Annotated in this window: 21 protein-coding genes, 1 tRNA gene and 1 pseudogene; 11 read left to right on the forward strand and 12 right to left on the reverse strand. The window is 65.8% G+C overall.

The window, feature by feature from the left end; all coding sequences use genetic code 11:
• Nucleotides 1–7 precede the first annotated feature (7 nt).
• Both ACT53N_RS12090 and ACT53N_RS12095 read left to right on the forward strand, forming a co-directional pair.
• Entirely contained in the window at nt 8–3,445 is a 3,438-nt protein-coding gene (locus ACT53N_RS12090; RefSeq protein ID WP_476064113.1) for an indolepyruvate ferredoxin oxidoreductase family protein, read from the forward strand.
• A gap of 205 nt (nt 3,446–3,650) precedes the next feature.
• Nucleotides 3,651–3,763 (forward strand): annotated as a pseudogene (locus tag ACT53N_RS12095) (NlpC/P60 family protein); the annotation flags it as partial.
• Between the two features lie 42 nt (nt 3,764–3,805).
• On the opposite strand, the gene ACT53N_RS12100 reads toward ACT53N_RS12095, so the two are convergent.
• Nucleotides 3,806–5,050 carry a DUF418 domain-containing protein gene (locus ACT53N_RS12100; RefSeq protein ID WP_476064114.1) on the reverse strand — a complete coding sequence of 415 codons (1,245 nt, stop codon included), beginning with the start codon at nt 5,048–5,050 and terminating at the stop codon, nt 3,806–3,808.
• Between the two features lie 51 nt (nt 5,051–5,101).
• Here ACT53N_RS12100 and ACT53N_RS12105 point away from each other — a divergent pair, with 51 nt between their 5' ends.
• The 3 genes from ACT53N_RS12105 to ACT53N_RS12115 all read left to right on the forward strand — a co-directional run bounded on the left by ACT53N_RS12105 (nt 5,102) and on the right by ACT53N_RS12115 (nt 7,486).
• Nucleotides 5,102–6,211: an NAD(P)/FAD-dependent oxidoreductase gene (locus ACT53N_RS12105; protein WP_476064115.1), complete on the forward strand. Its 1,110-nt coding sequence runs from the start codon at nt 5,102–5,104 to the stop codon at nt 6,209–6,211.
• 104 nt (nt 6,212–6,315) lie between these two features.
• The gene (locus tag ACT53N_RS12110; RefSeq protein WP_476064116.1) at nt 6,316–7,365 is read left to right on the forward strand and encodes a glycosyltransferase; all 1,050 of its coding nucleotides are present in this window, start codon (nt 6,316–6,318) and stop codon (nt 7,363–7,365) included.
• A gap of 44 nt (nt 7,366–7,409) precedes the next feature.
• Nucleotides 7,410–7,486, forward strand: a tRNA-Met gene (locus ACT53N_RS12115).
• A gap of 205 nt (nt 7,487–7,691) precedes the next feature.
• Here the strand turns inward: ACT53N_RS12115 and ACT53N_RS12120 are convergent.
• Together ACT53N_RS12120 and ACT53N_RS12125 are read right to left on the reverse strand one after the other, a co-directional pair.
• Nucleotides 7,692–9,104, reverse strand: coding sequence for a sensor histidine kinase (locus ACT53N_RS12120; protein WP_476064117.1), 1,413 nt, complete (start codon nt 9,102–9,104; stop codon nt 7,692–7,694).
• Nucleotides 9,105–9,166: 62 nt separating this feature from the next.
• Nucleotides 9,167–9,625 carry an Lrp/AsnC family transcriptional regulator gene (locus ACT53N_RS12125; RefSeq protein ID WP_476064118.1) on the reverse strand — a complete coding sequence of 153 codons (459 nt, stop codon included), beginning with the start codon at nt 9,623–9,625 and terminating at the stop codon, nt 9,167–9,169.
• Between the two features lie 105 nt (nt 9,626–9,730).
• On the opposite strand from ACT53N_RS12125, the gene ACT53N_RS12130 reads away from it, so the two are divergent.
• Complete coding sequence (locus tag ACT53N_RS12130; protein WP_476064119.1) at nt 9,731–10,936, forward strand: methionine gamma-lyase; 1,206 nt, start codon at nt 9,731–9,733, stop codon at nt 10,934–10,936.
• Between the two features lie 9 nt (nt 10,937–10,945).
• Here the strand turns inward: ACT53N_RS12130 and ACT53N_RS12135 are convergent, their stop codons facing one another.
• Entirely contained in the window at nt 10,946–11,923 is a 978-nt protein-coding gene (locus tag ACT53N_RS12135; RefSeq protein WP_476064120.1) for a glucokinase, read from the reverse strand.
• A gap of 216 nt (nt 11,924–12,139) precedes the next feature.
• On the opposite strand from ACT53N_RS12135, the gene ACT53N_RS12140 reads away from it, so the two are divergent.
• The gene (locus ACT53N_RS12140) at nt 12,140–12,496 is read left to right on the forward strand and encodes a PilZ domain-containing protein (RefSeq protein ID WP_476064121.1); all 357 of its coding nucleotides are present in this window, start codon (nt 12,140–12,142) and stop codon (nt 12,494–12,496) included.
• 146 nt (nt 12,497–12,642) lie between these two features.
• Here the strand turns inward: ACT53N_RS12140 and ACT53N_RS12145 are convergent, their stop codons facing one another.
• The 3 genes from ACT53N_RS12145 to ACT53N_RS12155 all read right to left on the reverse strand — a co-directional run bounded on the left by ACT53N_RS12145 (nt 12,643) and on the right by ACT53N_RS12155 (nt 17,850).
• Nucleotides 12,643–13,074, reverse strand: coding sequence for a helix-turn-helix domain-containing protein (locus tag ACT53N_RS12145; RefSeq protein WP_476064122.1), 432 nt, complete (start codon nt 13,072–13,074; stop codon nt 12,643–12,645).
• Between the two features lie 251 nt (nt 13,075–13,325).
• Nucleotides 13,326–14,858, reverse strand: coding sequence for a response regulator (locus tag ACT53N_RS12150; protein WP_476064123.1), 1,533 nt, complete (start codon nt 14,856–14,858; stop codon nt 13,326–13,328).
• A 178-nt stretch (nt 14,859–15,036) separates the two neighbouring features.
• Nucleotides 15,037–17,850 carry a TonB-dependent receptor gene (locus tag ACT53N_RS12155; protein WP_476064124.1) on the reverse strand — a complete coding sequence of 938 codons (2,814 nt, stop codon included), beginning with the start codon at nt 17,848–17,850 and terminating at the stop codon, nt 15,037–15,039.
• 470 nt (nt 17,851–18,320) lie between these two features.
• Between ACT53N_RS12155 and queC the strand changes: the two genes are divergently transcribed.
• The 3 genes from queC (at nt 18,321) to ACT53N_RS12170 (ending at nt 20,116) form a co-directional block, all read left to right on the forward strand.
• Nucleotides 18,321–19,049, forward strand: coding sequence for a 7-cyano-7-deazaguanine synthase QueC (gene queC / locus ACT53N_RS12160; RefSeq protein WP_476064125.1), 729 nt, complete (start codon nt 18,321–18,323; stop codon nt 19,047–19,049).
• On the forward strand, nt 19,046–19,678 hold the full coding sequence (gene queE, locus ACT53N_RS12165; RefSeq protein WP_476064126.1) for a 7-carboxy-7-deazaguanine synthase: 633 nt from the start codon (nt 19,046–19,048) through the stop codon (nt 19,676–19,678). Before queC ends, queE begins: the two co-directional genes overlap by 4 nt.
• Before the next feature lie 72 nt (nt 19,679–19,750).
• Entirely contained in the window at nt 19,751–20,116 is a 366-nt protein-coding gene (locus tag ACT53N_RS12170) for a 6-carboxytetrahydropterin synthase (RefSeq protein ID WP_476064127.1), read from the forward strand.
• A gap of 6 nt (nt 20,117–20,122) precedes the next feature.
• Here the strand turns inward: ACT53N_RS12170 and ACT53N_RS12175 are convergent, their stop codons facing one another.
• The 4 genes from ACT53N_RS12175 to ACT53N_RS12190 all read right to left on the reverse strand — a co-directional run bounded on the left by ACT53N_RS12175 (nt 20,123) and on the right by ACT53N_RS12190 (nt 23,785).
• Complete coding sequence (locus tag ACT53N_RS12175; RefSeq protein WP_476064128.1) at nt 20,123–20,365, reverse strand: hypothetical protein; 243 nt, start codon at nt 20,363–20,365, stop codon at nt 20,123–20,125.
• A gap of 49 nt (nt 20,366–20,414) precedes the next feature.
• On the reverse strand, nt 20,415–20,957 hold the full coding sequence (locus ACT53N_RS12180) for a response regulator (RefSeq protein ID WP_476064129.1): 543 nt from the start codon (nt 20,955–20,957) through the stop codon (nt 20,415–20,417).
• A 157-nt stretch (nt 20,958–21,114) separates the two neighbouring features.
• The gene (gene aroC, locus ACT53N_RS12185) at nt 21,115–22,248 is read right to left on the reverse strand and encodes a chorismate synthase (protein WP_476064130.1); all 1,134 of its coding nucleotides are present in this window, start codon (nt 22,246–22,248) and stop codon (nt 21,115–21,117) included.
• Nucleotides 22,249–22,423: 175 nt separating this feature from the next.
• Nucleotides 22,424–23,785: a pectate lyase gene (locus ACT53N_RS12190; RefSeq protein WP_476064131.1), complete on the reverse strand. Its 1,362-nt coding sequence runs from the start codon at nt 23,783–23,785 to the stop codon at nt 22,424–22,426.
• A gap of 205 nt (nt 23,786–23,990) precedes the next feature.
• On the opposite strand from ACT53N_RS12190, the gene ACT53N_RS12195 reads away from it, so the two are divergent.
• Nucleotides 23,991–24,950 carry a bifunctional helix-turn-helix transcriptional regulator/GNAT family N-acetyltransferase gene (locus tag ACT53N_RS12195; protein WP_476064132.1) on the forward strand — a complete coding sequence of 320 codons (960 nt, stop codon included), beginning with the start codon at nt 23,991–23,993 and terminating at the stop codon, nt 24,948–24,950.
• Here the strand turns inward: ACT53N_RS12195 and ACT53N_RS12200 are convergent.
• Nucleotides 24,886–25,701: an EAL domain-containing protein gene (locus tag ACT53N_RS12200; protein WP_476064133.1), complete on the reverse strand. Its 816-nt coding sequence runs from the start codon at nt 25,699–25,701 to the stop codon at nt 24,886–24,888. The two genes, ACT53N_RS12195 and ACT53N_RS12200, sit on opposite strands and share 65 nt — an antisense overlap.
• Between the last annotated feature and the right edge of the window lie 154 nt (nt 25,702–25,855).

A 25,855-nucleotide genomic window follows, 5' to 3' on the forward strand; every position in this document is an offset into this window, starting at 1 on the left:
TTTTGCCATGCGGCACTCGGAAGTCACTCTCGACGACAAATATGTGCTCGAAGATGGTCGCGCCTTCATCACCGGCGTGCAGGCCCTGCTCCGCGTTTTGCTGGATCGCAAGCGCCTCGACTGCAAGGCGGGGTTGAATACGGGCGGCTATCTGTCGGGCTATCGCGGGTCGCCGCTGGGCGGGCTCGACCAGCAGGCCGCGCGCATCAAGAAGCTTCTCACCGCGCATGATGTCGTCTTCCAGGAAGGCCTGAACGAGGACCTCGCCGCCACCGCCGTCTGGGGCAGCCAGCAGGCCAATCTGTTCCCCGGCGCGCTTTACGATGGCGTGTTCGGCATGTGGTACGGCAAGGCGCCGGGCGTCGACCGCACCGGCGACGTCTTCAAGCACGCCAACTTCGCCGGGACCTTCCCGACCGGCGGCGTCCTGGCGGTGGCCGGCGACGACCACGCCTGCAAGAGCTCGACTCTCCCGTCGCAATCAGAATTCGCCTTCCAGGACTTCGAGATGCCGGTGCTGTCGCCGGCCGACGTTCAGGAGGTGCTCGACTACGGCCTGCTCGGCATCTCGATGTCGCGGTTCTCAGGCCTGTGGACGGGCATGATCGCCCTGGCCGACACCATGGACTCGGGCGTGACCATCGACGTCTCGCTGGATCGCCACCAGATCGTGGTTCCCGAGTTCGCGTTCCCGCCCGGCGGTCTTGGCATCCGCCAGAAGGACCAGCCGATGGAGAAGGAGCGGCGCATGCGGCTCCACAAGATCCCGGCGGCCCTGGCGTTCGCTCGCGCCAACAATATCGACCGCGTGGTGCTGGGCGCCTCGCATGTGAAGGTCGGCAAGGCGCGCCTGGGCATCGTCTGCCAGGGCCAGGCCTACAAGGACGTTCTGGAGGCCTTCACGGCCATGGGCATGACCCTGCAGGAGGCCGCTGACCTCGGCGTCTCGATCTACAAGGTCGGCATGCCCTGGCCGCTGGAACCGCTGGGCCTGCGCGCCTTCGCCGCCGGTCTCGAGACCCTGATGGTCATCGAGCACAAGCGGGCCCTGATCGAGCCGCAAGCGCGCGCTGCGCTCTATGATCTGCCCGCCCAGGCGCGCCCGCGCGTGATCGGCAAGACTGATGAGAAGGGCGGCCCGCTGCTGTCGGAGCTGGGCTCGCTGTCGGTCGCCGAAATCGCGCTGGCCATCTATGACCGCCTGCCCCAGGGGCCGCACATGGAGCGGGCGCAGGCCTATCTGAACCGCGTCAGCGCCGCCGGCGTCGCCGCCGTCAGCCTTGCGGCCGATCAGGCCCGCAAGCCGTTCTTCTGCTCGGGTTGCCCGCACAACACCTCGACCAAGCTGCCCGAGGGCTCGCGCGCCCTGGCCGGGATCGGCTGTCACTACATGGCCGGGTTCAACGACCCGATGACCGACCTCAACACCCATATGGGCGGCGAGGGCCTGACCTGGGTGGGCGCTGCGCCGTTCACTTCGGAGAAGCACGTCTTCCAGAACCTTGGCGACGGCACCTACAATCACTCCGGTTCCTTGGCCATTCGCGGCGCCGTCGCGGCCGGGACCAACATCACCTACAAGCTGCTCTATAACGACGCGGTCGCCATGACCGGCGGCCAGCGCGCCGAAAGCGGCTTCACCCCCGCCCAGATCACCCGCCAGCTGGCGGCCGAGGGCGTGAAGAAGACTGTCATCGTCGTCGATGACCTGAAGCGCTACGAGGGCGTCAACGACCTGGCGCCGGGCGTCGAGATCTTCCCCCGTTCGGACCTGATGCGCGTGCAGGAAATGCTGCGCGAGACGCCCGGGACGACGGTGCTGCTCTACGATCAGACCTGCGCCACCGAAAAGCGCCGCCGCCGCAAGCGCGGCTCGATGCCCAAGGCCACCCAGCGCGTCTTTATCAACCCGCTGGTTTGCGAAGGCTGCGGCGATTGTTCGGTGAAGTCCAACTGCGTGTCGGTCGAGCCCCTGGCCACCGAGTTTGGCCGCAAGCGCAAGATCAACCAGTCGTCCTGTAACCAGGACTATTCCTGCGTCGAGGGCTTCTGCCCGTCGTTCATCACCCTGGAAGGCGCCGAGAGCGCCCAGTCCAAGAAGACGCCGGCGGCCCTGACCGCCGAGTCGACGCCGCTGCCCGAGTTCGAGTCGCTGACCGGCGTGCGCAAGATCCTGTTCACGGGCGTGGGCGGGACGGGCGTCACCACGGTGGCTTCGATCATGGCCATGGCCGCCCATATCGACGGCCGCGCCGGCAGCGTGGTCGATATGACGGGTCTGGCCCAGAAGGGCGGCTCGGTGTTCAGCCACGTCAAGATCGGCGAGACCGAGGAGACCATCGTCGGTGGCCGCGTGCCGGCCGCCAGCACCGATGTGCTGATCGCCTGCGACCTGCTGGTCGCCGCCAGCCCCGAGGGCCTGTCGCTCTACGCCAAGGACCGCACCCGGGCCTTCGGCAACAGCGACTTTGCTCCCACGGCCGACTTCGTCACCAGCCGCGACGTGCGCTTCGACAGCGGGGCCATGGCGCGCCGCGTGAAGGGCGCGACCAAGACCTTCGACGCGTGCCCGGCCCAGCGCCTGGCCGAGACCGAGTTCGGCGACGCCATCTACGCCAACATGATCATGGTCGGCTTCGCCTGGCAGCGCGGCGTGATCCCGCTGTCCAGCCGCGCGGTCTATCGGGCCATCAAGCTGAACGGCGTCGACGCCGAGGCCAACCTGCAGGCCTTTGAACTTGGCCGTCGCGTGGCCCATGACCCATCCACCCTGACGGTCAAGGAAGACACGACCCCGACGCCCGAGACCATGCCGCTGGACGCGCTGATCGCCCACCGCGTGGAGCAACTGACGGCCTATCAGAACGCCGCCTACGCCCAGCGCTATGCGGACAAGGTGGCCAAGGTCCGCAGCGCCGAAGTCGCCGTATCCGGCGAGGACGGCGGCTTGCCGCTGACCCGCGCGGCGGCGGTGAACCTCTACAAGCTGATGGCCTACAAGGACGAGTACGAGGTTGCTCGTCTGTATACGGACGGTCGCTTTGCGGCCGAGCTGTCCGGGACCTTCAAGGGCGGCAAGGCTAAGGTCTGGCTGGCCCCGCCGCTGCTTGCCCCCAAGGGCGCCGACGGCAAGCCCAAGAAGATCGCCTTCGGCGGCTGGATGCTGGATCTGGCCTTCCCGATGCTGGCCAAGCTGAAGGGCCTGCGCGGCACGGCGCTCGACATCTTCGGCAAGACCGAGGAACGCCGCATGGAGCGCGGCCTGATCACAGCCTACGAGACGGGTCTGGACCGTTTGGCCGCTGGGCTTTCAGCGGAGAGCCTGCCTCTGGCGCTGAAGATCGCCGAGGTCCCCCAGCAGATCCGGGGCTTCGGCCACGTGAAGGAAGCCTCGGTCAAGGTCGCCAAGGCGGCCGAGGAAAAGCTGTGGGGGCAGTGGGGGTAGGGGCGACGTCGATCAAATAGACCGATTTCCCCGGCGAACGCCGGGGCCCAGATTCATCCGCGGCGGTTGGGGATGACGCGCCATCACGCGGCGTTCATCGAATGACTGCGGATGGGTTCGATCTGGATCCCGGCATTCGCCGGGAAGGTTGGGTTTATGGGGAGAAGCGAGAGGCGGTTCGCGAACCAAGTCTGACCCTCGGAAAATCCTCCCCCAGCGGGGGAGGAGGCCAAAGGCCGGAGGGGGAAGCGCCGCTGATCCGGCCTCTTCCCCCTCCGTCGGCTTCGCCGACACCTCCCCCGCTGGGGGGAGGATTTGGCCCGCCATCCACCCCAAGTCGTCACTCCAAACCTCCGCTTCTCACCGCAAGAACGGCACCTTCACCGTCCCATAGGTCGCCGCGCGCCAGACCCACTCCAGCGGGCCGTAGTGGAAGCGCTTGAACCACAGGGTCGCCACCACGCCCTGGACGACCAGGAAGCCTAGCCCCAGCAGCAGCGCCGTCCCCTGCGGCAGCCATTTCCAGGCGCCCAGGCCAAAGCCGTAGAACACCGGCACCCAGATCAGTGATTGCAGCACGTAGAAGGTCAGGGTCATGCGACCCATGGGGGCCAGGCGCTCCAGGAGCTTGCGCCCCACGCCCTGATAGGCCTCGACGATCAGCAGCACATAGATCCCCATCACCGAGACGTCGAACCAGCCGCCCATCAGGTTCCCGAGCAGCTTGCGGGCCATGGGCGCGGCGGTGGCGTCGGGCAGCAGGGCGGCCAGCGGGGCCTGGCCAAAGCGGGCCATAAGAGCGACCACGATCAGCGCGACCAGGGCTCGGCGGCGCTGCCGGACATACCGCTCGGGGGCGTCGAACACACCGGCGCGACCCAGGCTTAGACCCACCAGGAACAGGGCCAGGATCTGGAACAGGCGGCCGGTCTCGATGAAGAACCACCACTTGAAGCTCTGGCCCTGCCAGACGTTCCAGGTCAGCATCGGGCCGAGAGCGGCGTCGCGATAGAAGGCCGGACCCGTGTCGCCCCAGTGATGCGGCGCAGCGTTGGCCCAAGCCGCGCCCGAGGCGGCGCTGATGATCTGGAAGGCCAGCAGCGGCTGGGCGAGCAGCACCGCCGCGACCGCCAGGATCACCTTGGTCGGGGCGCGATAGAACGGGATCAGCAAGAGGCCCAGCGGCGCCAGCACCATCAGGATGTCGCCGCGATAGACGAGGCTATGGGCCAGGCCGATCAGGGCCAGCACCACCATCCGCCAGGCGAAGCGACCTGAGAAATTGGTTCCCCGCCGGTCAGCCTTGTCCATCAACAGGAAGAAGCTGAGGCCAAAGCAAAGGGTCAGCAGGCTGAACGCCTTGCCCATGAAGAAGGTGGTGAAGATCGTGTGGGTCAGGTTCTGGTTCGGCGCGGCCCAGTAAATCTCATACTGCTCGAACATGTGAACCATGTAGACGCCGATCAGGGCGAAGGCCCGCAACGTGTCGATCAGCAGGTTGCGAGCGGGCGCGGCCGGCGTGCCATCCATCTTGTCATCCCCCCGGTTCGACGTCTGAGCGCCGTGCGGGCTGACCATGCCGCGTTTGCTAGCGCTGTCAATCAAGGAGAGGGCCTCGTGGCTGGCGGATCGGAACGCCTCGTCTAAGGTGGCGGCATGAGCGAGTTTGATTTCGACGCGGTGGTGGTGGGCGCCGGCGCTGTGGGGTTGGCCTGCGGCTACGCCCTGTCGCGGCGCGGTCTGGTGGTCGCGGTCCTGGAAGAGCAGGGGCGGATCGGCGAGGGCGTGTCGTCCCGCAATTCCGAGGTGATCCACGGCGGGCTCTACTATCCGACGGGTTCGCTCAAGGCGAAGCTGTGCGTCGAGGGGCGGCGCGCGCTGTACGCCTTCTGCGACGCTCACAAGGTGCCCTACAAGAAGTGCGGCAAGCTGGTGGTGGCCACGTCCGAGGATGAGATCGCGCGGCTGGACGCTATCTGGGACCAGGCCCTGGCCAACGACGTCGAAGGCATGGAGAAGCTGACCGGCGCCCAGGCCCAGGCGTTGGAGCCCGGACTCAACGCCCATGCCGCGCTGCTGTCCCCCGAAAGCGGCGTGTTCGCCAGCCACGACTACATGCTGGCCCTGCAGGGGGAGATCGAGGCCGCTGGCGGGGCGGTGGTGCTGTCGACGCCTCTCGAGGGCGCCGAGCCGCTGCCGGGCGGCGGCTTCCGGATCCGGGCCGGCGGCGCTGAGCCCACCGACCTGACCTGTCGGCTGCTGGTCACCGCGCCGGGTCTATCGGCGCAAGCGGTGGCGGGCTGGATCCAAGGCTATCCCGCCGAACGCATTCCTAAGGCCCATTTCGGCAAGGGCGTCTATTTTCGACTCAGCGGCAAGGCGCCGTTCCAGCGTCTGATCTATCCGCCCCCCATCCACGGGGCGCTGGGCACGCACTATCGTAACGACATGGGCGGACAGGCGGTGTTCGGTCCGGATTTGGAGTACGTGCCGACGCCCGACTATTCGATCGACCCGGGCAAGGCCGAGGCGTTCGCCGCCTATATCCGCAAGTTCTGGCCGGACCTGCCGGCGGATCGGCTGGTTCCCGACTATGCGGGCGTGAGGCCCAAGCTGCATGGGCCTGATGAAGCCCAGCCGGACTTCCAGTTGCGAGGCGTCGAGGATCACGGACTTCCAGGTCTGATGGCGCTCTTCGGCATTGAGAGCCCCGGCCTGACGAGCTCGCTGGCGATCGGCGAGACTGTGGCCGAGCGGCTCGCCTGATCGAAGCGGCTAGAGGGGCGGATCGCAAGCCGAAGCTCCCGCGTTGACACCAGGGCCGCGCGCCACGATGGTCGCGGCCCGCAACGCCTCCCCCGGAGTTCGCCTTGAGCACCATCCTGCACGCCATGCTGGGCAAGGGCCTTGGCGGTCTTGAGCAGGTTTTCCTCGACTACCAGCCGATCCTCGAAGCCTGGGCGGCGCGCCGCGGCGATCGATGCTTAGGCGTCGTCCGTAGAGGCGGCAAGGTCGCGGCGGCCCAGGCTGAACGCAGGCCGCCGTTGAGCGTCATGCCGGCCCTGACGGACTGGGATCCGATCACGATCGGCGCCGCGCGCGACCTTGTGAAGGCGCATCAGCCCGCGCTCATTCTCAGCCACGGCCAGCGCCCTGCCCGTGTCTTCGACAAGGCCGCGCCGGCCGGTGTCGTACGCGCCGTCTGCCTGCACAAGCCGTCTTTCGACGTTGTGCCGGGCACGCACTATGTGTGCGTCGGCCGGCATCTGGCGGCGTTGGCGATCGAACGGGGAGCCCCTGCGGATCACGTGTGGTTCGTGCCCAATGCGGTCAAGCCGCCCCGCGCCCAAGCCCATCCCTTCGCCGTGGACGGAGCGGCGGTCAGGATCGTCGCCGCCGGACGGCTTCACCCCAAGAAGGGATTTGATGTCCTCATTCACGCGATCAGCAAGCTGCGCGCCTGGGACTACGAGGTGACTTGCGAGATCGCGGGTGAGGGCGACGAACGCGGCGCGCTGGAGGCGCTGATCCGCGAACTCGACCTCGAGGCCTGCGTCAGCCTGAAGGGCTGGACCGAAGATGTGGCCGGCTTTCTGGCGACCGGCGATCTCTTCGCGTTCCCCTCGCACCAGGAGGGCTTCCCCCTGACCCTGCTGGAGGCGATGGCGGTCGGCCTGCCGGTCGTGGCCAGTGAGATCGACGGGCCGCTTGAGATCCTGACGGACGGGACTGACGGCCGCCTAGTGCCTGACGATGATCCGGACCGTCTCGCCGAGGCTCTCGCCGAGTTGATCAGCCAGCGCGACGTCGCACAGCGTCTGGGCGCGACCGCGCGCCAACGGGTTTTGAACGAATACAGCCCCGAGGAACTGACGCGGCGCCTGGAAGCTGCGCTGGATGGAATGACATCCCGGACTTGATGCGAGGCGCGCTTGGGCGTATGACCCCCGTCCGTCCTGGCTATGGCTGGGTAGCTCAGATGGTTAGAGCGGTGGATTCATAACCCACAGGTCGGCGGTTCGATCCCGCCCCCCGCCACCAGGACGGACTGATTTCCCCCTAAAATGTAAATCAGTTGTCGCCTTGGGCGGTGACGTGCGTGCGGCTTGCCTACCTCAGGCCAGGTCTTCTTGACCGACGAGCTCCCAATCTTTCGACCCTTTCGAGCGAAGTCCCAAGGCTTTAAAATCAAACGCTTAGAGGCCTTTCAAACGCTTTGGATGATGCCATCTAGCGCTAGAGGGCTCTAGGCGCGTTCGGTCGAGGGCTCGGGCAGCTTGGCCCTAAGCGAACAGGAAAAGCCTTCAGGCGGGTAGGCCATGGTCGCTTCGCCCTTAAGTTCGCCTCTTAGGCTGCGCTCGATCAGCCGCGAGCCGAAACCCTTGCGAGTCGGCGGAGTCACGGGCGGACCGCCCGCCTCCGTCCACTGGCACTCAAGCCAACGCGCCTCTGGATCATACCGCCAAGCAAGGTCCACTCGCCCCTCGGCGTTGGACAGCGCGCCGTACTTTAGAGCGTTGGTGGCCAGCTCGTGGAAAATCAAAGCCATGGTGAGGGCGCCCCCCGGCTGCAGGCGTACGGGCGGACCCGTGATCTCGACACGGGCGCCTGCTTCGTCGAAGGGGCGCAAGGCCCGTTCGGCGACTTCGCGCAAGGAAGCTCCGTGCCAGCTCTCGCGCGTGAGGATGTCATGCACGCCTGAAAGGCCCATCAGTCGGGCCTCGAACTTTTCGAACGCCGCTGTCGGGCTCGGCTCGTTCCGCAGCGTCTGGGCGGCCATCGACTGCACTGTGGCCAGGGTGTTCTTCACGCGGTGGTTCAGCTCGTTGATCAGCAGGCGTAGCTGAGCCTGGTGGTGTTGCTGTGCGCTTTCGGCCTGCTTGCGGTGGCTGATGTCTGAGAGGATCACGACCGCATAGGGAGGCTCGTCGGGCGGGCTGACCTTCGAACCGGTCAGGTTCAGCCAGAGGATTTCGCCCGGCGCCCCGCCGACAAACCGGCGGTCGGCGGCGTAGGTGTTGATCTGGCCAGACCACAAGGCCTGGCCGTCGGCGATCGCCTTGCTGAGGTCGTCCTCATGCACCAGGGCGGCCATGCGTGTGCCCACCAACTGGTCCCGGGCGCGGCGCAAGATGGCGCAGAAACTGTCGTTGGCCTCCAGGATGGTCCCATCCTGCGTCAGGCGCGCCACGCCCATGGCGGTCTGGTCAAAGACGGCCCGATAACGCGCCTCAGCCGCTTCCAGAGCCCGGCGCGCCAGGACGCCGGCGGTCACCACCTCGGTGTAGAGCACAAGGCCGCCGATCTCTCCGTCGTCGGTGCGCCATGGCGCCATCGACCAGCGGATCCACTCCCTACGTCCGTGGCGATCGACATAGGGATCGCCATCGTGGCGCAGTTCGACGCCCTCGGCGAGAACGCGTGCATGCAGGTCGCGCCACTTTTGCGGCACCTCGGGAAAGACGTCGTAGTGGAGACGGCCAATCAAAGGCAGGTCAGGCGCCATGTCCTGGTCGGTCAAGTACCGGCTCGACGCCGCCAGATAGCGCATCTGATTGTCGAAGATGGCGATGCCCAGCGGCGCGTGCTTCAGCGCCGTCGTGACGCTGGCGGATGCGGCCATGGGGGCGCTGGGCTGGGGCGGCGCTTTGTCGATCATCGCGCCGCCATCGTATCGCCTGAAGGTAAGGCTTGGATTGACGTTCCCGTGAGGCGGGCGCTTCAGCCCGCTACGGGAAAGACGCGGGTCTGCTTGACCACCCCGTAAGCGAAGCTGGTGTCTATCGAGGCGATACCTGGGATGGCGTGCAGCTTGCGGCGCATGAAATCCTCATAGGCCTCCAGGCTTTCGACGATCACGCGCAACAGGTAGTCGTCGCCGCCGGCCAGCAGAAAGCAGTCGAGGATCTGATCGATCCGCGCCACCGCATCCTCGAAGCCCTTGATCAGATCCTGGCCATGGCGGTCCAGCCGAACGCGGACAAAGACCGTGATCGGCAGGCCATAAGCCTTCTGGTCCACCAGGGCCGTATAGCCGGTGATCACGCCCTCGGCTTCGAGATTGCGCACGCGCCGCAGACAGGGCGAGGGCGACAGGTTCACCCGCTCGGCGAGTTCCTGGTTGGTCAGCCGGCCATCCTTCTGCAGTTCACGGATGATCTGACGATCTTTGGTGTCCATACGTCGTTCCTGAGCAGGATCTGCCAAAACAGGCGCTCAACATAGCAGACTTTGCAATTCCACGCGTCTCTCCTGGCGCCACAGTGGCGTCAAAGGGAGCAGCACATGCGCGACGACCAGACCGGCTTTTCCACGCGGGCGATCCATGCGGGATACGATCCCGCCGACGAGCATGGCGCGCTGACCCCGCCGCTCCACCTGACCTCAACCTTCGCCTTCGAGAGTGCCGAGGCGGGCGGCGAGATGTTCGCCGGGACTCGGGAGGGGCACTTCTATTCGCGGATCTCAAATCCCACGACGGACCTTCTGGAGCGCCGCCTCGCCAGCCTTGAGGGCGCCGAGGCGGCGGTCGCCACGGCTTCGGGGATGGGCGCCATCACCGCTACGCTGTGGAGCTTCCTGCGCGCGGGCGACGAGGTGATCACCGACCAGACCCTCTATGGCTGCACCTTCGCCTTTCTGCGGGATGGTCTGACGCGCTTCGGCGTGACGGTGAAACAGGTCGATATGACCAGGCCCGAAGCGCTGGCGGACGCCATCTCCGACCAGACCCGGATCGTGTATTTCGAGACCCCGGCCAATCCGAACATGCGTCTGGTCGACATCGCCGCGATCACCCGCATCGCACATCGCGCCGGGGCCAAGGTGGTGGTCGACAACACCTACGCCACGCCGTGCCTTACGCGACCGCTTGCGCTGGGCGCGGACATCGTCGTGCACTCGGCGACGAAGTATCTGGGCGGGCATGGCGATCTTGTCGGCGGCATCGCCGCCGGCGGCGTCGAAGACATGGCCCGCGTGCGCTTGTGCGGCGTGAAGGACATGACCGGCGCGGTGATGTCGCCGTTCACCGCCTTCCTGGTCCTGAGGGGGCTGAAGACCCTGTCGCTACGCATGGGTCGCCACAGCCAGAGCGCCCAGACCGTCGCGCGTTGGCTTGAGGACCATCCGGCGGTGGAGCAGGTGTTCTATCCCGGCCTCCAGAGCTTTCCACAGCGCGACCTGGCGGCGCGCCAGATGATGTCGGGCGGCGGCATGATGGCGTTCGAGCTGAAGGGCGGCCATGCGGCGGGCGTGGCGATGATGAACCGGTTGGAGTTGATCCGCCGCGCCGTATCGCTCGGCGACGCCGAAACCTTGATACAGCACCCGGCCAGCATGACCCATTCGCCCTACACGCCCGAGGAGCGCGCGGCGGCCGGCATCGGCGAGGGCATGGTGCGCCTGTCCATCGGCCTTGAGGACGTCTCCGATATCCTGGCGGACCTGGAGATGGCGCTGGAGCCGCTGAAGATCCCAGAACTGGCCTGAGGCAGAGCCTCAGCAGTCGAGGAACTTCACCTCAGCGGCCTCGTAACGCATGTCACTGGCGGTGAAGAGACCCGATAGTCCCAACAGCGTGCAGCGGCCGACGGCGAGATAGACCGGAATATCCTTCAGATAGGCGCTCATGCGGCCCTTGTCCTCGAACCGACGCGCGAACGCCGCATGGTCGAGAAGATCGCCGATCCGTTCCATCAGCGGGCTGTTGATATAGACCCCGCCGCGTGCGGCGAAGATCAGAGCCGCGTCGCCGGCGAAGGCGCCCAGCAGGGCGCTGAAGATCGAAACTGCTTCGCGCGCGCCAGCGTCTCCGTCACGGGCGCGATGGATGATCAGGTCGTCGTCATCCGTCGCAGCGCCGCCTAGCGCGGCGTGGATGTCGATCAGGCCGGCTTGGGATAGAAAGTGTTCGGCCGACACCCGGCCGTGCCGGGCCTGCAGCGCCTGGAAGACGGGGACTTCGCGGGGCTCGCCCGGCGTGAAGTCGATATGGCCGCCCTCGCTGACCACAGGCGTCCAACCGTCTGTGCGATGCGGCGTCAGGCCGGCTACGCCAAGGCCCAGGTTTGGGCCGATCACGGCGATCTGGGCGTTGCGAGACGGCTTGCCGTCGTGGATCAGGCGCATCGCCGACGGATCCAGGCGCGGCGCGCCCAGCGCGCAGGCGGCGAAGTCGTTCAACAAGGCGACGCGCGGCGTCTTCAGCACAGCTCGCAGCCAGGCCTGGGTGACGGTGAAGTCGCCCGCCGTCAGCGCGATTGCGCCATCGATCTCAGGACCCGCCCCGCAGACGGCGGCTCCGATCAGTTCTTCCGCGGCGTTGGCGGACAGGGCGTCGATCAGGTGTTGCTCAAGCGCTTTCAGGGATGTGCAGGGGAGTTCGCGATGCGTGCGAGGCGCGTCCCCGGGGGGCACAAGCGCCAGGGCAAGGTCGCGCCCGTTCACATCGGCGAGCAGGACCGATCCCTTGGCCATGGTGTCTCCTCCGCGCCAGCGTCTTTGACCAGCTTTCGCGCTCCTCTGACAACAGGGGTCGCTAGGTGAGCTTGGCCCGATCCTTCCCGCTGTGACAAGGCTGTCATCGGCCAGTGAAGGCCAAAACCTCAAATTGGGTGCGCGGCGACGTTAACCTTCACTGCAAAAATCTTACTTCTGCACGGCCGATTAACTGCGTCGTGCGTTTATCGACCCATGGCGAAGCACGCGTCCGGCGCGGACCAAGATCGAAGAGCGGCCGTCCGCATTCAGACACAGAGGTCCGGCAAAGTTCTCTGCGGCGCCTTTGCGTGGGACTGCGTGATCCGCGATCTTTCCAGCCAGGGCGCGCGCGTGCAGATGCTGACGGGCGGCGGCGCGCCGACGGGGCAGGCTCAGTTGGTGGATTTGGATGCGGGCTTGGCGCACGACGTGACCGTGGCCTGGCAGCGCGAGCGCGAAGTCGGCATGCGCATCATCCGAACCTATGACCTGCGAGGGCTGGCGCCTGCGGCCGCCGGGACCGCGAAGCGGATCTGGAAAGCGTCTCGATCGGACATCCCGACGGGCTGAAGCCTTCTGGGTTCGAGAGGGCGTCCAAAGCGGCGCTCAAGACCTTTGCTCTGAGACCAGCAGGCTTCAGTCCAAAAGAAAACGGACCCCGACCCGCCGATCGAGATCCGTCTATGTGATTGTATTCGTTTGGGCTTGGTTGGGGATCATACCCCGTCGCGCGATGCTTCGTCAGCCATGGCCCGAACCAGATCGAGCACTTGGCGGCGGACGCGGCCGCGCGCGATCCTCGGGAACACCTCAGCCAGTTCAAGGCCTTCGGGCGTGGTGAGAAACTCCTGCACCACCTTCTCGGCCCGAAGGCCGGCGTCGTCCATGTCCGCGCCGCTCATCGGGTCGGCGAGGCCGTCGAAGAAGAACGATACCGGGACCTGCAACGTCTTGGCGATTTCATAGAGCTTGCTGGCGCTCACGCGGTTGGCGCCGCGCTCGTACTTCTGGACCTGCTGGAAGGTCAGGCCCAGGGAGTCGGCCAATTGTTCCTGGCTCACGCCGAGCAGCTTACGGCGCATGCGCACGCGACCCCCGACATGCAGATCGACGGGGTTGGGGCGCCGGCCTTCGGTGTCTTCGCTCATGTTTCTTCCGCCTCCAACGGTTGTCCCGTGAAAATGACACGACCGTTACGTTGGTGGAAGCGAGCCAACCTTGGCGCGGCGTTACGTCGCGATGTCGACACTTCCTCCCCCGCATTCGAGGAAGGCTAGCGGGCTCAACTACGATTCGCCGCCAACCAGAGCTTGCCCTGCGCCCGCGTGGCGCGAGTCATCCGGCGTCGATTTCGTTGGGCGCATCCGACGCGATGGCTTTCGCCGTAGCCGGAGGAAACTCAGGCAGCGGCTTCGGCGCTGTTGGCGTCTTCTCCCGCGAGAAGGCTATTGAGCACCAGGGCGAGGCGCTCTGGTTTGATCGGCTTCTCGACGACGTCCTGCATGCCCGCAGCGAGATAGGTTTGAACGTCGGACGGGTCGGCGTTGGCGGTCAGGGCCACGATCGGCGCGGAGCCAGAGCGACCGCCTAGTTCGCGGATGGCGCGCGTGGCGGCGACGCCGTCCATGCGCGGCATTTTGATGTCCATAAGGATAAGATCGAAGCGGCCGCTGCGCGCCATCTCGACGGCTTCCACGCCATCAACAGCCTGCTCGGAGGTGCAGTCGAACATGTCGCAGAGCGCCTCGGCGACCATGCGATTGGTGGCGTTGTCGTCGACGATCAGGATGTGCGCCGAGCGACCGCCCACGGGCTCTGCGGACTCGTGGGTCACCGCTTCGGCGGCGGCCGGTGCCAAGGACAGGCAGAACCCCACCGTCAGGCCGGCGCCGCGATTGGCCTCGGCGACCAGGCGACCGCCCATCGCCCGAACGACACGCTGGGCTAGCGCAAGGCCCACGCCCAGGGCCATCTCGCTGCGATCCTGCGCGCCCACGGCGCCGAGCGGATCGTTGACCCGGCGCACCCGGTCTTCGGCGTGTCCGCCGGCGTTGTCGCGCAACTGGCAGTCCAGAGAGATCCGATCGCCCTCCGCGCGCGCAGAGAGGCGCGCTTCGGTCATACCGCGCCCGGCCGACAGGGCGTTCTCGACCAGGATGTCGATGACTTGCAACAGGCGTTCGCTGTCGATCTCGACGCCGCATTCGGGGTCGCCATCGTAGGAAACCAGAAGGGTGGAGCCCCCTTCGGCGGCCCGGCTTCCCCACCGAGCTTCGACCAGGTCGGCGAAATCGCGCAGTCGCGTGGGAACAGAGTTCAGGGACAGATCGCCGTTCACGGAGCGATTCAAATCCACCGCGCGCCCGACCGTCTCGCTCATATCGCGGCTGGTGTCGCCGATGGCTCGGACGAAGGCCGCAGCGTCGGGCGTCAGGCGCTGCTGTTCAAGGCGTTCGGTGATGGCGAGGACGCCGTCCAGGTGCGCGCCGATATCGACGGCCATACGCTCAACCATGGCCATGGCGTCGCGCGCTTCGCGCTGGCGGCGTCGGTGAGACGCCAGCAGGGACGCCAACCCGCCGACGCCGACGTAGCGTCCGTCAGCGTCGACTGCGACATAGGCGGTGCGGAAGATGGGCGTGGGGCTGTCGGCGAGGGCGTTGACGAACGTGTTGGCCTCGGTGGCGACAGTCACCACGCGGGGTGACGTGTCCATGATCTCAGAGATCGGGCGATCGGCGAGGACGGCGCCTGCGACCCGCATCATGCCCTGGAACACGTCCCGATAGACGAGGCCCAGCGGCGCGCCGTCATCGACCACGGCGAGCGCGGCGATCGTCGGATCGGCGTCGAACATCGCCCCCACGGTCGCGCTGGAGCAGCCCGGCGCGATAGGGGCGAGAGGTTCGATCAGGCGGGACAGCGTTTCCATACGGCGCTTCGTCAACGGCTTGGGATTGCACCATGCCTCGCCCGCCCTTGCGGAGTCGTTAAGGTGGTACCGCTCTCATTGAGGCGATCCGCTATGATCGGCTTTGAACGCCTGACGATGGCGCGAAAAAGGGGGCGGCGGATAGTCCGCCGCCCCCTCAAGGTTTTCGTCGCAGCGGCTACCAGGACTTGCTGATCGCGATCCCGTAGAGACGCGGTTCGGCGGTGATCACGTTGGTGAACAGGCCCGAGCTGTCGTCGGTGGTGTAGGCGTCGACGATTGGAGTCTTGTTGCCGATGTTCTTGACGTAGGCGTCGATGGCGAGGCCCCACTCAGGCTTTTCGACCTTCAGGGTGATGTTGCCATTGTCCCAAGACTTCAGGGTGTCATAGGCGGTGTTGTAAACGCGAGCGAACTGCTTGCTCTGGCGGTAGTAGTCGCCGCGCAGCGTCGCCGACCACCCGTCAGACAGTTCGAACCTGTACTGAGCGCCGACCGAGGTGGTCCAGTGCGGAGAGTTGGGCAACTCATTGCCCGAGAGATCCGCCGCAGTGCCCTCGATCGAGAAGCCCGACCCGTAGGTGTAGAGCCCAACGCCGTTGGCCAGGAACGCAGCTGTCGCCGCGGGAAGGCCCGCGCCGCCAGCCGCAGCCGGGGCCGCCAGGAAGCCTTGATAGGCGGCCGCGCCCGAGCAGGCGAAGGGCAGGGTCGCGCCCGCGCCGGCGCCCAGGATCGTGGCGACGCCTGCGGTGCTAAGCACGCAGTTTGCGCCGACCGACGAAGCGTTCGGGCCGACCTTCACCACCGTATAGGCCGGGTTCGACTGGGTGCGGTTCATGGTGTCGATCGAGCTGACCCCGGCGCCGATCTTGGTCTTCAGGTAGCCGACGTTGGCGTTCAGGCGCAGGTTGCGGACCGGGGACCAGATCGACTCCAGTTCGAAGCCGTGGACCTTGGCGTCCACGTTCTCGTTCACCGAGGTCCGGTTCACGATCTTCGAGATCTGGTAGCCCTTGTAGTCATACGAGAAGGCGGTCGCGTTGAAGAGCAGGCTGCCGCCCAGCATCGTGTTCTTCGTACCGACTTCGATCGCGTTGACGAACTCGGGCTCGAAGGTCTGCTTGATGCCGATCGAGTTGGCCGGGACGCCCGGGTTGATGCCGCCGCCTTTGTAGCCCTTCGAGTAGAAGGCGTAGAGCAGGGTGTCGTCGGTGAAGCCGAGTTTGGCCTTGTAGTCGACGCCGGCGCGACCGGTCGTCTCATTGAACCGTGCGCGCTGATCAGGATTGGTCGGATTCAAGGTCAGGCCATAGCCCGGGGCCAGAAGCACGGTCGAGTAGTTCTTGACCGCCTTTTTGTCGCGGGTTTGGCGCAGGCCCAAGGTGAACTTCAGGTCGTCATTGACCTGATAGTACACTTCGCCGAGGAGGGCGTCCGACACCAGATTATAGGGCGTCCGGTTGTCATAGTAGTTGTGACCATCGCCCGTAGGATTGGCCGAGGTGTCGATCCCGATGCAGTTGGCGGTCGTCGCCGGGTTACAGTTCGGATTGCCGGTCCGGGAAAAGTTCAGGGCCAGCGACGACAGCGTCAGCGAGTTGCCAATCACGTAGTAGTCGGTGAGCGTCCGATAGGTGAAGTGAATGGCGCCGACTGTGAAGTTCAGCGGGCCGTCGAAGGCCGACTGCAGTCGAAGTTCCTGGCTGAACTGCTCGGAGCGGCCCGACGAGATGTCGAGGGTGGTGAACTTGTTGGTCCGTCCCACCTGCGGGTCGGTGAAGAAGCCGCCCGGCGTGAACGGCGTGTTGTTGAACGGCACCGCCGCGACGTTGCGGTTGTAGTCCTGCTTCGTCCAGACGCTGCCCTTGCCGTACGAGGTCATCGACGTGAAGGTCAGTTCGTCGCTCAGGTCATAGTTCAGCGTGAACTGATAGGTGTTTGAGCCTGACTGATAGATCGGGTCCTGTCCCGTCTCGATCTCGCGCAAGTTGGTCGAGGTGGTGTCCCCGGCGTTCACATCACCCGAGGTGAAGCCGAAGATGTTGCCGAGCAGGCCCGTCAGCGACCCCGAGGAGTTGACGGTGCCGTAGGCGGTCGGGGCGTACAGTGAGCCGGGCAGGCAGCCCTGTGTCAGGAACACGCGGGCCGCGCCGGTGGGCACGCCGCCGACGGTCGCCGGTCCATTGTCCTTCGTGCAGAGTTGCTTGCCGGTGCGGGCGCGGCTGTCGTTCTCGTGGAAGCGTTCCCACAGGAAGTTGGTGCGCAGCTTCTCGGTCGGGTTGAACATCACCTGGACGCGGGTCGAGTAGAGATCCCGGTCGTCGACCTTGTTGCCGTTGAAGGTGTTGGTGACGAAGCCGTCGCGCTTCAGCGTGGTTCCCGCCAGGCGGATAGCCAGCTTGTCGCCGAAGATCGGCACGTTCACCATGCCGCGCAGCTTGATCGCGTTGTAGTTGCCGTACTCGGCGCGCACGTTCGCCTCGAACATGTCGGTGGGCTTGGCCGTGATCACGTTGACCACGCCGCCGGTGGCGTTGCGGCCGTAGAGCGTGCCTTGCGGGCCGCGCAGCACTTCGACGCGCTCGACGTCGTAGAACTCTGCTTCGAACAGGTTGCCGGACTGCTGGGGGGCGTTGTTCATGTGAACGCCCACGCCCTGGTCGGCCGACGCGCCGACGGCCTTGGCGCCGATCCCGCGGATCTGGAAGTTGAAGCTGTTGGTGAAGTTGCTCTTGGCGAAGGTGACGTTCGGAATCGCCAGCTGCAGGTTGGGGCCGCCGTCGATCTTCTGGGCTTCCAGGCTGTCCTGGCTGAAGGCCGACACCGCGATCGGCACGTCCTGTAGCGCTTCTTCCTTCTTCTGAGCCGTAACGACCAGCTCCTCGATGACCGTCGTGTTCTGTTGGGCGAACGCGGGGACGGCGAAACCGGAGATCGCGACCGCCGAAGCGCCCATGATCAATAGGCTCCGCATACGCAGAGTGTGCGACATTGAATTCCCTCCCTGAACGCAAGCGGCGCCTTATGGGTGGAGCCTGCAAGCGTCGATGTTTCCTCGGCGCCGTACTGTTTTCACCGCGTGGGCGTACGGCGAGCCCCTCGCAGCATTGGGAGATTGCATACTTGCGTTTGAAGGCTGTCAACTGGCCTAGATGTAAGTGAACAGCGATAGGTTACGCCTTTTCACTTTCCGGGAGGCCCTGTTCTCCTGATGCGGGTAAGTTTCCACACGATTAGAAGAAACGGTTTGTGATTTCCCTTGCGGAACTCTGCCCTCGGATGTGGCCAATAGGCCATTCATAGCGCGATATATGGTTAGTTCGTGGGCGAAAGAGTTCGCTTCTTTTCGTGGGCACAGTATCGCCTGAGTCGCGGGGCGAGGCTTCGGATGGTTCCGGGGGCGGCCCACCTCGTGTAGAGGGGGGCCATGTTCCCCTCTTTCATGGACACCGAGAGGCCCGCATGAGCCCCCGTGAGCGCCAGGCCGCCCTGGTTCTGTTCTCCGGCGGTCAGGACAGCAGCGTCTGCCTGGCCTGGGCCTTGGCGCGATATGATCGCGTCGAGACGGTCGGCTTCGACTATGGCCAGCGGCATGCGGTCGAGATGGAGGCGCGTCAGGCCGTGCGTCGCGAGATCGCAGCCCGGTTTCCGAACTGGGCGCAGCGTCTCGGCGAAGACCACGTGCTGGACATCCGCAGCTTCGGCGCGGTGGCCCAATCGGCCCTGACCGCCGATCGCGCCATTGAGATGACCGAGCGGGGACTACCCTCGACCTTCGTGCCGGGGCGCAACCTTGTGTTCCTGACCTATGCGGCGGCCCTGGCCGACCGACGTGGGATCGACGATCTGGTCGGCGGCATGTGCGAGACCGATTTCTCCGGTTATCCCGATTGTCGACGCGACACGCTGGACGCGATGCAGGCCGCCCTCAACCTGGGCATGGATCGTGACTTTCATATCGAGACGCCGCTGATGTGGCTGACCAAGGCCCAGACCTGGGGGCTCTCCAAGCAACTGGGCGGCGAAGCGCTGGTCCAGCTAATCGTCGAGGAGAGTCATACCTGTTACCAGGGGGAGCGAGGCCAACTGCATGCCTGGGGGCATGGGTGCGGGACGTGTCCCGCGTGCGAACTGCGCGAGAAGGGCTACGTCGAATGGGGCGCGGCGGGGCGCGAGGCGCTGGCCCAATGACCTATTCGGTCAAGGAGATCTTCCTCACCCTGCAGGGCGAGGGCGGACAGGCGGGCAAGGCCGCCGTGTTCTGCCGGTTCTCAGGTTGCAATCTGTGGAGCGGTCGCGAACAGGACCGCGCCAAGGCGGTCTGCACGTTCTGCGACACCGACTTTGTGGGAACCGACGGCGAGAACGGGGGCAAGTTCGCCACCGCCGATGATCTGGCGGCGGCCGTTGAGGCCCAGTGGAATGGCGGTCCGGACAATCGTCTGGTGGTCTGTACCGGGGGCGAGCCGTTCCTGCAGTTAGACGAGGCGGCGATCACGGCCTTGCATGCGCGCGGTTTCCAGATCGCCGTCGAGAGCAACGGCACGCTTCCCGCACCCCTAGGCGTCGACTGGATCTGCATCAGCCCCAAGGCCGACGCGCCCGTCGTCCAGACGTCGGGTCAGGAGCTGAAGTTGGTGTTCCCGCAGGAAAAGGCGATGCCCGAGCGCTTCGCCGATCTGGATTTCGAGCGGTTCTATCTCCAGCCGATGGACGGGCCTGACCGCGACGCAAACACGCAATTGGCCGTGGCCTATTGCCTTTCTCACCCACAATGGCGTTTAAGCGTCCAAACGCACAAATATCTCGGCCTGCCCTGACGGATAAGGCGCGCGACTTGGTGACAGGGTCGTTGCGCTAGAGCCTCCCAGGCCTAGTCAAAGAAGCAACAGATGAAGCCCGTCTTCGAGATCACGAAGGCCGCGTACTTCGACGCGGCTCACTACATTGAGCAGGGTCCGCAGGACCATCGCTATCGCAAGCTGCACGGTCACTCGTTCAAGGTCGAGGCCAGCGTGCGGGGCGAGATGCTGGACGCCGGTTGGGTGGCGGATTTGGACACGCTGGACGTCGCGCTGAAGGCGGTCGCTACGGAACTGGACCACGGGCTGCTGAACGACAAGCCAGGTCTTGAAGTGCCGACGCTTGAGCGCCTGTGTCTCTATTTCGCTGAGCGCCTGAAGGTCCGGTTCCCCGGGCTTTCGCGGGTGGTGCTGTCGCGTCCGACGATCGGCGAGACCTGCTCGCTGTCGCTGTAGCCGGGTCTACTCTTCTTCTTGGCGATGATCGGCGAGATTGCTCTTGTCGCTGTCGCCGGGGATGATCGCCTTTCCGGTGGCGACGACGGCCTTGCCGCCGACCTTGGCCGCGCCGCCCACGACGGCGCCGGTGACGCCGATCGCCGTGCCAGCGACCGTGCCTACGGCTGCGGCGGCCATGCAACCGGCCTGAGTGAGGCAGAGACCACTCAGAACCAGAGCTATCGGAGCGAGGCGGCGAGAGGTCATGACGGTGCTCTTGAAAGGGCTGTTCACCATCTAGTAGACCCGCAAAGGTTTACAGTCTCCGCGTCGGATGGTCGTGCCCTGCGTCCAGGTCGTCCAGGTAGAACGCCCCGCCGTCCTCGGCCCGGCGTCTGGGGCCAGCATAGCGCGGATCGTCGCGTCGCCGCCGATCAGGACCAAAGTAGTCTCCGGCCCGGACAAAGGGGCGCGGATTTTCGATCAGCAGGGTCAGGCGGTGCACCAGGCCGCGTGCGGTGATCGGCTTGGCCAGGAACTCATTGACCCCGGCGTCGCGAGCTTCTCGCACGCGACGTTCGGTCGCGTGGCCGGTGATCATCACAATCGGGCAGAACGGGTTAGGGCTGTCCGGCGAGCGGCGCAGCAGGTGCACGAACTCAACGCCGTCGAGGCCGCTCATGGAGAGGTCGGTCAGCACGACGTCGATATGGGTCGAGCGTAGGGTCGTGAGCGCTTCGGCCCCGTCCACCGCTTCATGGATGTGACGCACGCCGATGGCGCGCAGCATCTCGATCAGCAGAATGCGCATGTGCTGGTTGTCTTCAACCAGCAGGATCTTCAGGAGGTCGAACCGCACGCCAAGCCTCCCCGCCGCCGCGCATAGCACACTTTATGCGGGCGTTTTGAGCCGTCATCGTTTCTGTAGGCTGGAGGCTTACTCGGGCCGTTGCCTACCGGTCAAGACGGGGAGCCGGCATATCGGGTATGCCCGACGCTTATGGGCGTTCCGGGTTTCACAAGCTTTGCGGGTGGTGGCCTGAGCCGAGACGGAAGCGCTCGCCTCCGGTCTGGCCGCGATGGCGCAGGAAAGCGTCGGCGAGCACGCAGGCCGTCATCGCTTCCACCACCGGCACGCCGCGAATGCCCACGCAGGGGTCGTGGCGACCTTTGGTGCGCAGCTCGATCTCCTCGCCGGCCTCGTTGACCGTCTCGCGCGGGATCAGAATGGAAGACGTCGGCTTGAACGCAACGCGCGCGACGATCGGCTGGCCCGAGGAGATGCCGCCCAGAATCCCGCCCGCGTGGTTGGATTGGAACATGGGCTCGCCGTCTGGTCCCAGTCGTATCGTGTCGGCGTTGTCCTCGCCGGTCAGGGCGGCGCTGTCGAAGCCGTCGCCGATCTCGACCCCCTTGGCGGCGTTGATCGACATCAGGGCGGCGGCCAGTTCGGCGTCCAGCTTGCCGTAGAGCGGCGCGCCCCAGCCGGCCGGAACGCCAACGGCCTCAACCTCGACTACGGCGCCCGTAGACGACCCGGCCTTGCGAATCTTCTCGAGATGCTCCTCCCACACCGGCACGATAGCCGCATCGGGGGACCAGTAGGGGTTCTGTTCGGTCTGGGCCCAGTCCCAGTTGGCGCGATTGATCTTGTGCGGCCCGATCTGGACGAGGGCTGCGCGCACCGTCACGCCGGGGAGGATCAGCCGGGCCACTGCGCCGGCCGCCACCCTTGCCGCGGTCTCTCGCGCGGAGCTACGGCCGCCGCCGCGATAGTCGCGCACGCCGTACTTGGCGAAATAGGCGTAGTCGGCGTGACCAGGCCGGAACGCCTGCGCGATCTCCGAATAGTCCTTCGAACGTTGGTCTGTGTTCTCGATCATCAGACTGATCGGCGTGCCGGTCGTGCGCTGGCCGTTGGAGCGCTCATCCTCGAACACGCCCGACAGGATCCGCACCGCGTCCGGCTCCTGGCGTTGGGTCACGAACTTGCCATTCCCCGGGCGGCGCTTGTCGAGGAACACCTGGATCATTTCCGCCGTCAGCGCGATCCCGGGAGGGCAGCCGTCGACGACGCAGCCCAGCGCCGGGCCGTGGCTCTCGCCCCAGGTGGTGACGCGGAACAGGTGACCAAAAGTGTTGTGCGACATGGGGCGGCTTCTAGCCGAAAGCGGGCGAGGGGGCAAAAGGGGGGATGAGCTTGCTGACTTGCCCCCTCCGGGCCTACGACCCTCCTCTCCCCGAGGGGGAATAAGGGCGCCTTCCGCCCCCGCTGGGGCGAGCGACCCGCAAAAACGGGTCAGGTGGGGGCGCTGCGGCGGCCGTCTAGCCCCGGACTTTGGCCACATCCGCCAAATAGAGTTCCAGGTTTGTCCAGCTCGAGCCGTCCTTAGCTAAGGTCGCGCCGTCGGCCTTCTTCGGGTCGAGGCCTTGCGCCTTCTCCCAGGCGTCGGGCATGCCGTCGCCGTCGGTGTCGACCGGCGCCTTGCCGGCTGGGAGTTCCGGCCAACCGCCAACGTCGGCCTCCGTGTTGATCACCTTGCCCTGGCGGGAGCGCACGCCCTCGATGATCCGGCGGTCGACGGGGTCGCGCCAGACCGACGCACCGGCGTCGGCCAGGACGCGCTCATAAGCCTTTTCGGCGCTCTCCGGCGCTACCGGCGCCACGTCCAGCGGCGCGGCGAGGCGATAGCCAGCGGGCTCGGGGATCGTGAACGTCACCAGGCTCCAGGGATCGGCCGGGACCACCCCGTCCATGCTGTTGCCGACGAAGTAGCCCTTGGCCTCCAGATTGCTCTCCTGGAAGATCACGCGTTTGCCGGTGTCGGGCCCTGGAACGTAGGCGTTGTCGACGAAGTTGTAGGCCGCTCGCGCCGCCTTGTCGGCGTTGTAGCCGGCGTAGCCCTTGCCCCAGTTGTAGAAGACGTTGGATCGGAAATCGAACAGCGGGCCGACCGGGTCCTTGTCGGGTCCTTCGTAGTTGCCGGGGCGAGGCATGCGCGCCATGTGGTTGGCCCACAGGTTGTGATGGAAGCTGATGCGGCTGCCCTGACCGCCTCGGATCAGGCTGCCATAGCCGTGGTCGCCCTTGACGTGGATAGAACGCGCAAGGCTCTCGGCGATGATCGACCACTGGACGGTCAGGTCGTGGAAGCCTTGACCTGCTTCGGTGTAGCGGGCCGACGCCGACAGGGTTTCGTCCACTGACCAGCTGGCCGAGACGTGGTCGAGAACGATCCGGCGGCCGCCGCTGATCCAGATCGCGTCGCCCTCGACCTTGCTCTCTGCGCCTAGGCGCGAGCGAATGAAGCGGATCACGACGTCGTCGGCGCCGATCACCAGCGTCTGGTCGCGCAGGGTGATCCCGCCGCCCGGCGCAGTCTGGCCGGCGATGGTGATGCGCGGATTGCTGATCTTTAGAGGCGATCTGAGCTGGATCGTGCCGGAGACGTCGAACACGACCGTACGTGGGCCTTTGGCCTCGACGGCGGCGCGTAGGGAGCCGGGGCCAGAGTCATTCAGATTGGTGACCTTAAGCACCCTGCCGCCGCGCCCGCCAAGGCTGAGGCGTCCCGCGCCCTCCGCGCCCGGAAAGGCTGTGACCTCGGCGGCCCCGGCGGGGCTGGCGGCGAGCAACGCCAAGGCAAGCGCGCCTGTGGCGGCGTAGAGGCAGCGGCGGTCCCGCATGGCGTTTCCTGTTCAAAGACGTCGGCGATCAAGCCGCCGTAAGGTCGATGCCGAAAATGCCGCTGGAGCGCCGCTTTGTCCACCGGTGTCATTTTTCGCCCCGCTTTGGTTTGGTCGGAACGCGCGCATATGCGCGAGGAGAAGACTTGCGAGATGAGTCATTTCATAGCTAGCTATATAGCGCGCTATGAAATGGAGCGAGGCGATGGACGTTGATCTTCTGGCCGGTCTGGGCGTCGGGTTTCTGGGCAGCCGGCTCAAACGTTTGGCGGAGCGGATGCAAGCTGACGCCGCTGAGGTGGCGCGATCGCTGGATCTCCCGGTGCAGCCCGCTCAGATGTCGTTGCTGTTGGCGATCCGCATGCATGAGCCGATCTCGGTGGGCGAGCTGGCGGAGCGGCTGCAACTGGCGCAGCCGACGGTGACCCGCGCGCTGGGGCCGCTAGAGCGGGACGGCTTCGTCGAGGCCCGTCGCGCGTCGGGAGACCAGCGCACCAAGCGACTGGCCTTCACCGACAAGGGCAGGGCGCTCATGGCGCGGATCCAGACCGAGCTTCTGCCGCGCATCGAGCCGGCGGCCGCAGAGCTGGTGGCGGGTTTGGAGGGGGACTTCATGCTGGGGCTGGCCAGGGTGGAAGCGCGCCTGGCTGAGCGGTCATTGCTGGGCCGCGCCCAGGCGGCCGGGGCCCTGGTGGTCTGGACGCGCGACTTCTCGGACGATTTGGCCGAGGCCTTCTATCGGATCAACGCGCAGTGGATCGAGGAGATGTTCGCCCTGGAGGAAAACGACATCGCTCTGCTGTCGAGGCCGCGTGAGCTGATCCTGGAGAAGGGCGGGGTGGTGCTGTTCGCCGAGACCGCCGAGCACGGCGTGGTCGGGACCTGCGCGCTGATGGTGTCCAAGGACGGCTGGGTCGAGCTGACCAAGATGGGCGTGCTCAAGAGCGCTCGCGGGGTGAAGGCTGGAGAATTCCTGCTGGCCAAGACCCTGGAGCGAGCGGCCAGCCTGGGCATGGACAAGATCTACCTGCTGACCAACCGCAAATGCGCGGCGGCCATCCACCTTTATGAGAAGCTAGGCTTCGTCCACGACGCGGAGATCATGCAGAAATTCGGGGCGCGCTATCAGCGTTGCGATGTGGCGATGTCGTATCGGCCGAGGTGATCACGTTCAGGTCCGGCGCCGCTAGGCCCTGGAACACCGGTTTTGCGATCACGTAGCCCTGGACATACTCGACGCCCAGATCGCGAAGCGCCGACAGCTCATCGATGGTCTCGACGCCTTCGCAGACCGTCAGGATCTCCAGTTCGGCGAGCATCTTCAGCAGGTGCGAGACGATCACCCGCTTGCCGCGATCGCTGTCGATGTCACGGATCAGCTCCATGTCCAACTTGACGATGTCGGGCTGGTACTTGGCGAGCAGATTGAGGCCCGCATAGCCTGCGCCGAAGTCGTCGATAGCGGTCTTGAAGCCCATGGCGCGATAGGTGCGCAGGATGTTCAGCACATGCTGGATGTCCAGCTGCTCGTTTTCGGTGAACTCGAAGATCAGGCGGTTGAGGGGAAAGCCCGTCCGCATGGCGGTCGCCAGGGTCAGGCGAATACAGGCGCGCGGCTCATAGACCGCATTTGGCATGAAGTTGATCGACAGGTTCGCGCCGGTTTGCGCCAGATCCAGCGTCGTGGCCAGCTCGATGGCCTTCACGCGGCACTGCTGGTCGAAGACGTAGCGATTTTGGTCCGAGATCGTCGACAGCACCGTCCCCGCGCCCTCGCCCTCGGTTCCGCGCGCTAGGGCTTCATGCGCGTACACCTGGCCGGACGTCAGACTGACGATCGGTTGAAAGGCCATCGAGAAGGGCGTCTCGAAGTCCTGGCCATCGCGGCAGCCGCTGCAAGCTTTGGACATGGTCATTCCCTGAAACGCGACGAGAAACCAGAGATCGCGGGAAAAGATGAAGCGAGGCTTAGTTCGTCCGCGACAACCTGTCGCGCCCGAGGGCTTCCGTCCAAACACACGAACGCCGGCGCGGGGCAGCCCGCGCCGGCGTCCTAGCGGAGCGGTCGAG

This window comes from Caulobacter sp. DMC95 (assembly GCF_056313785.1).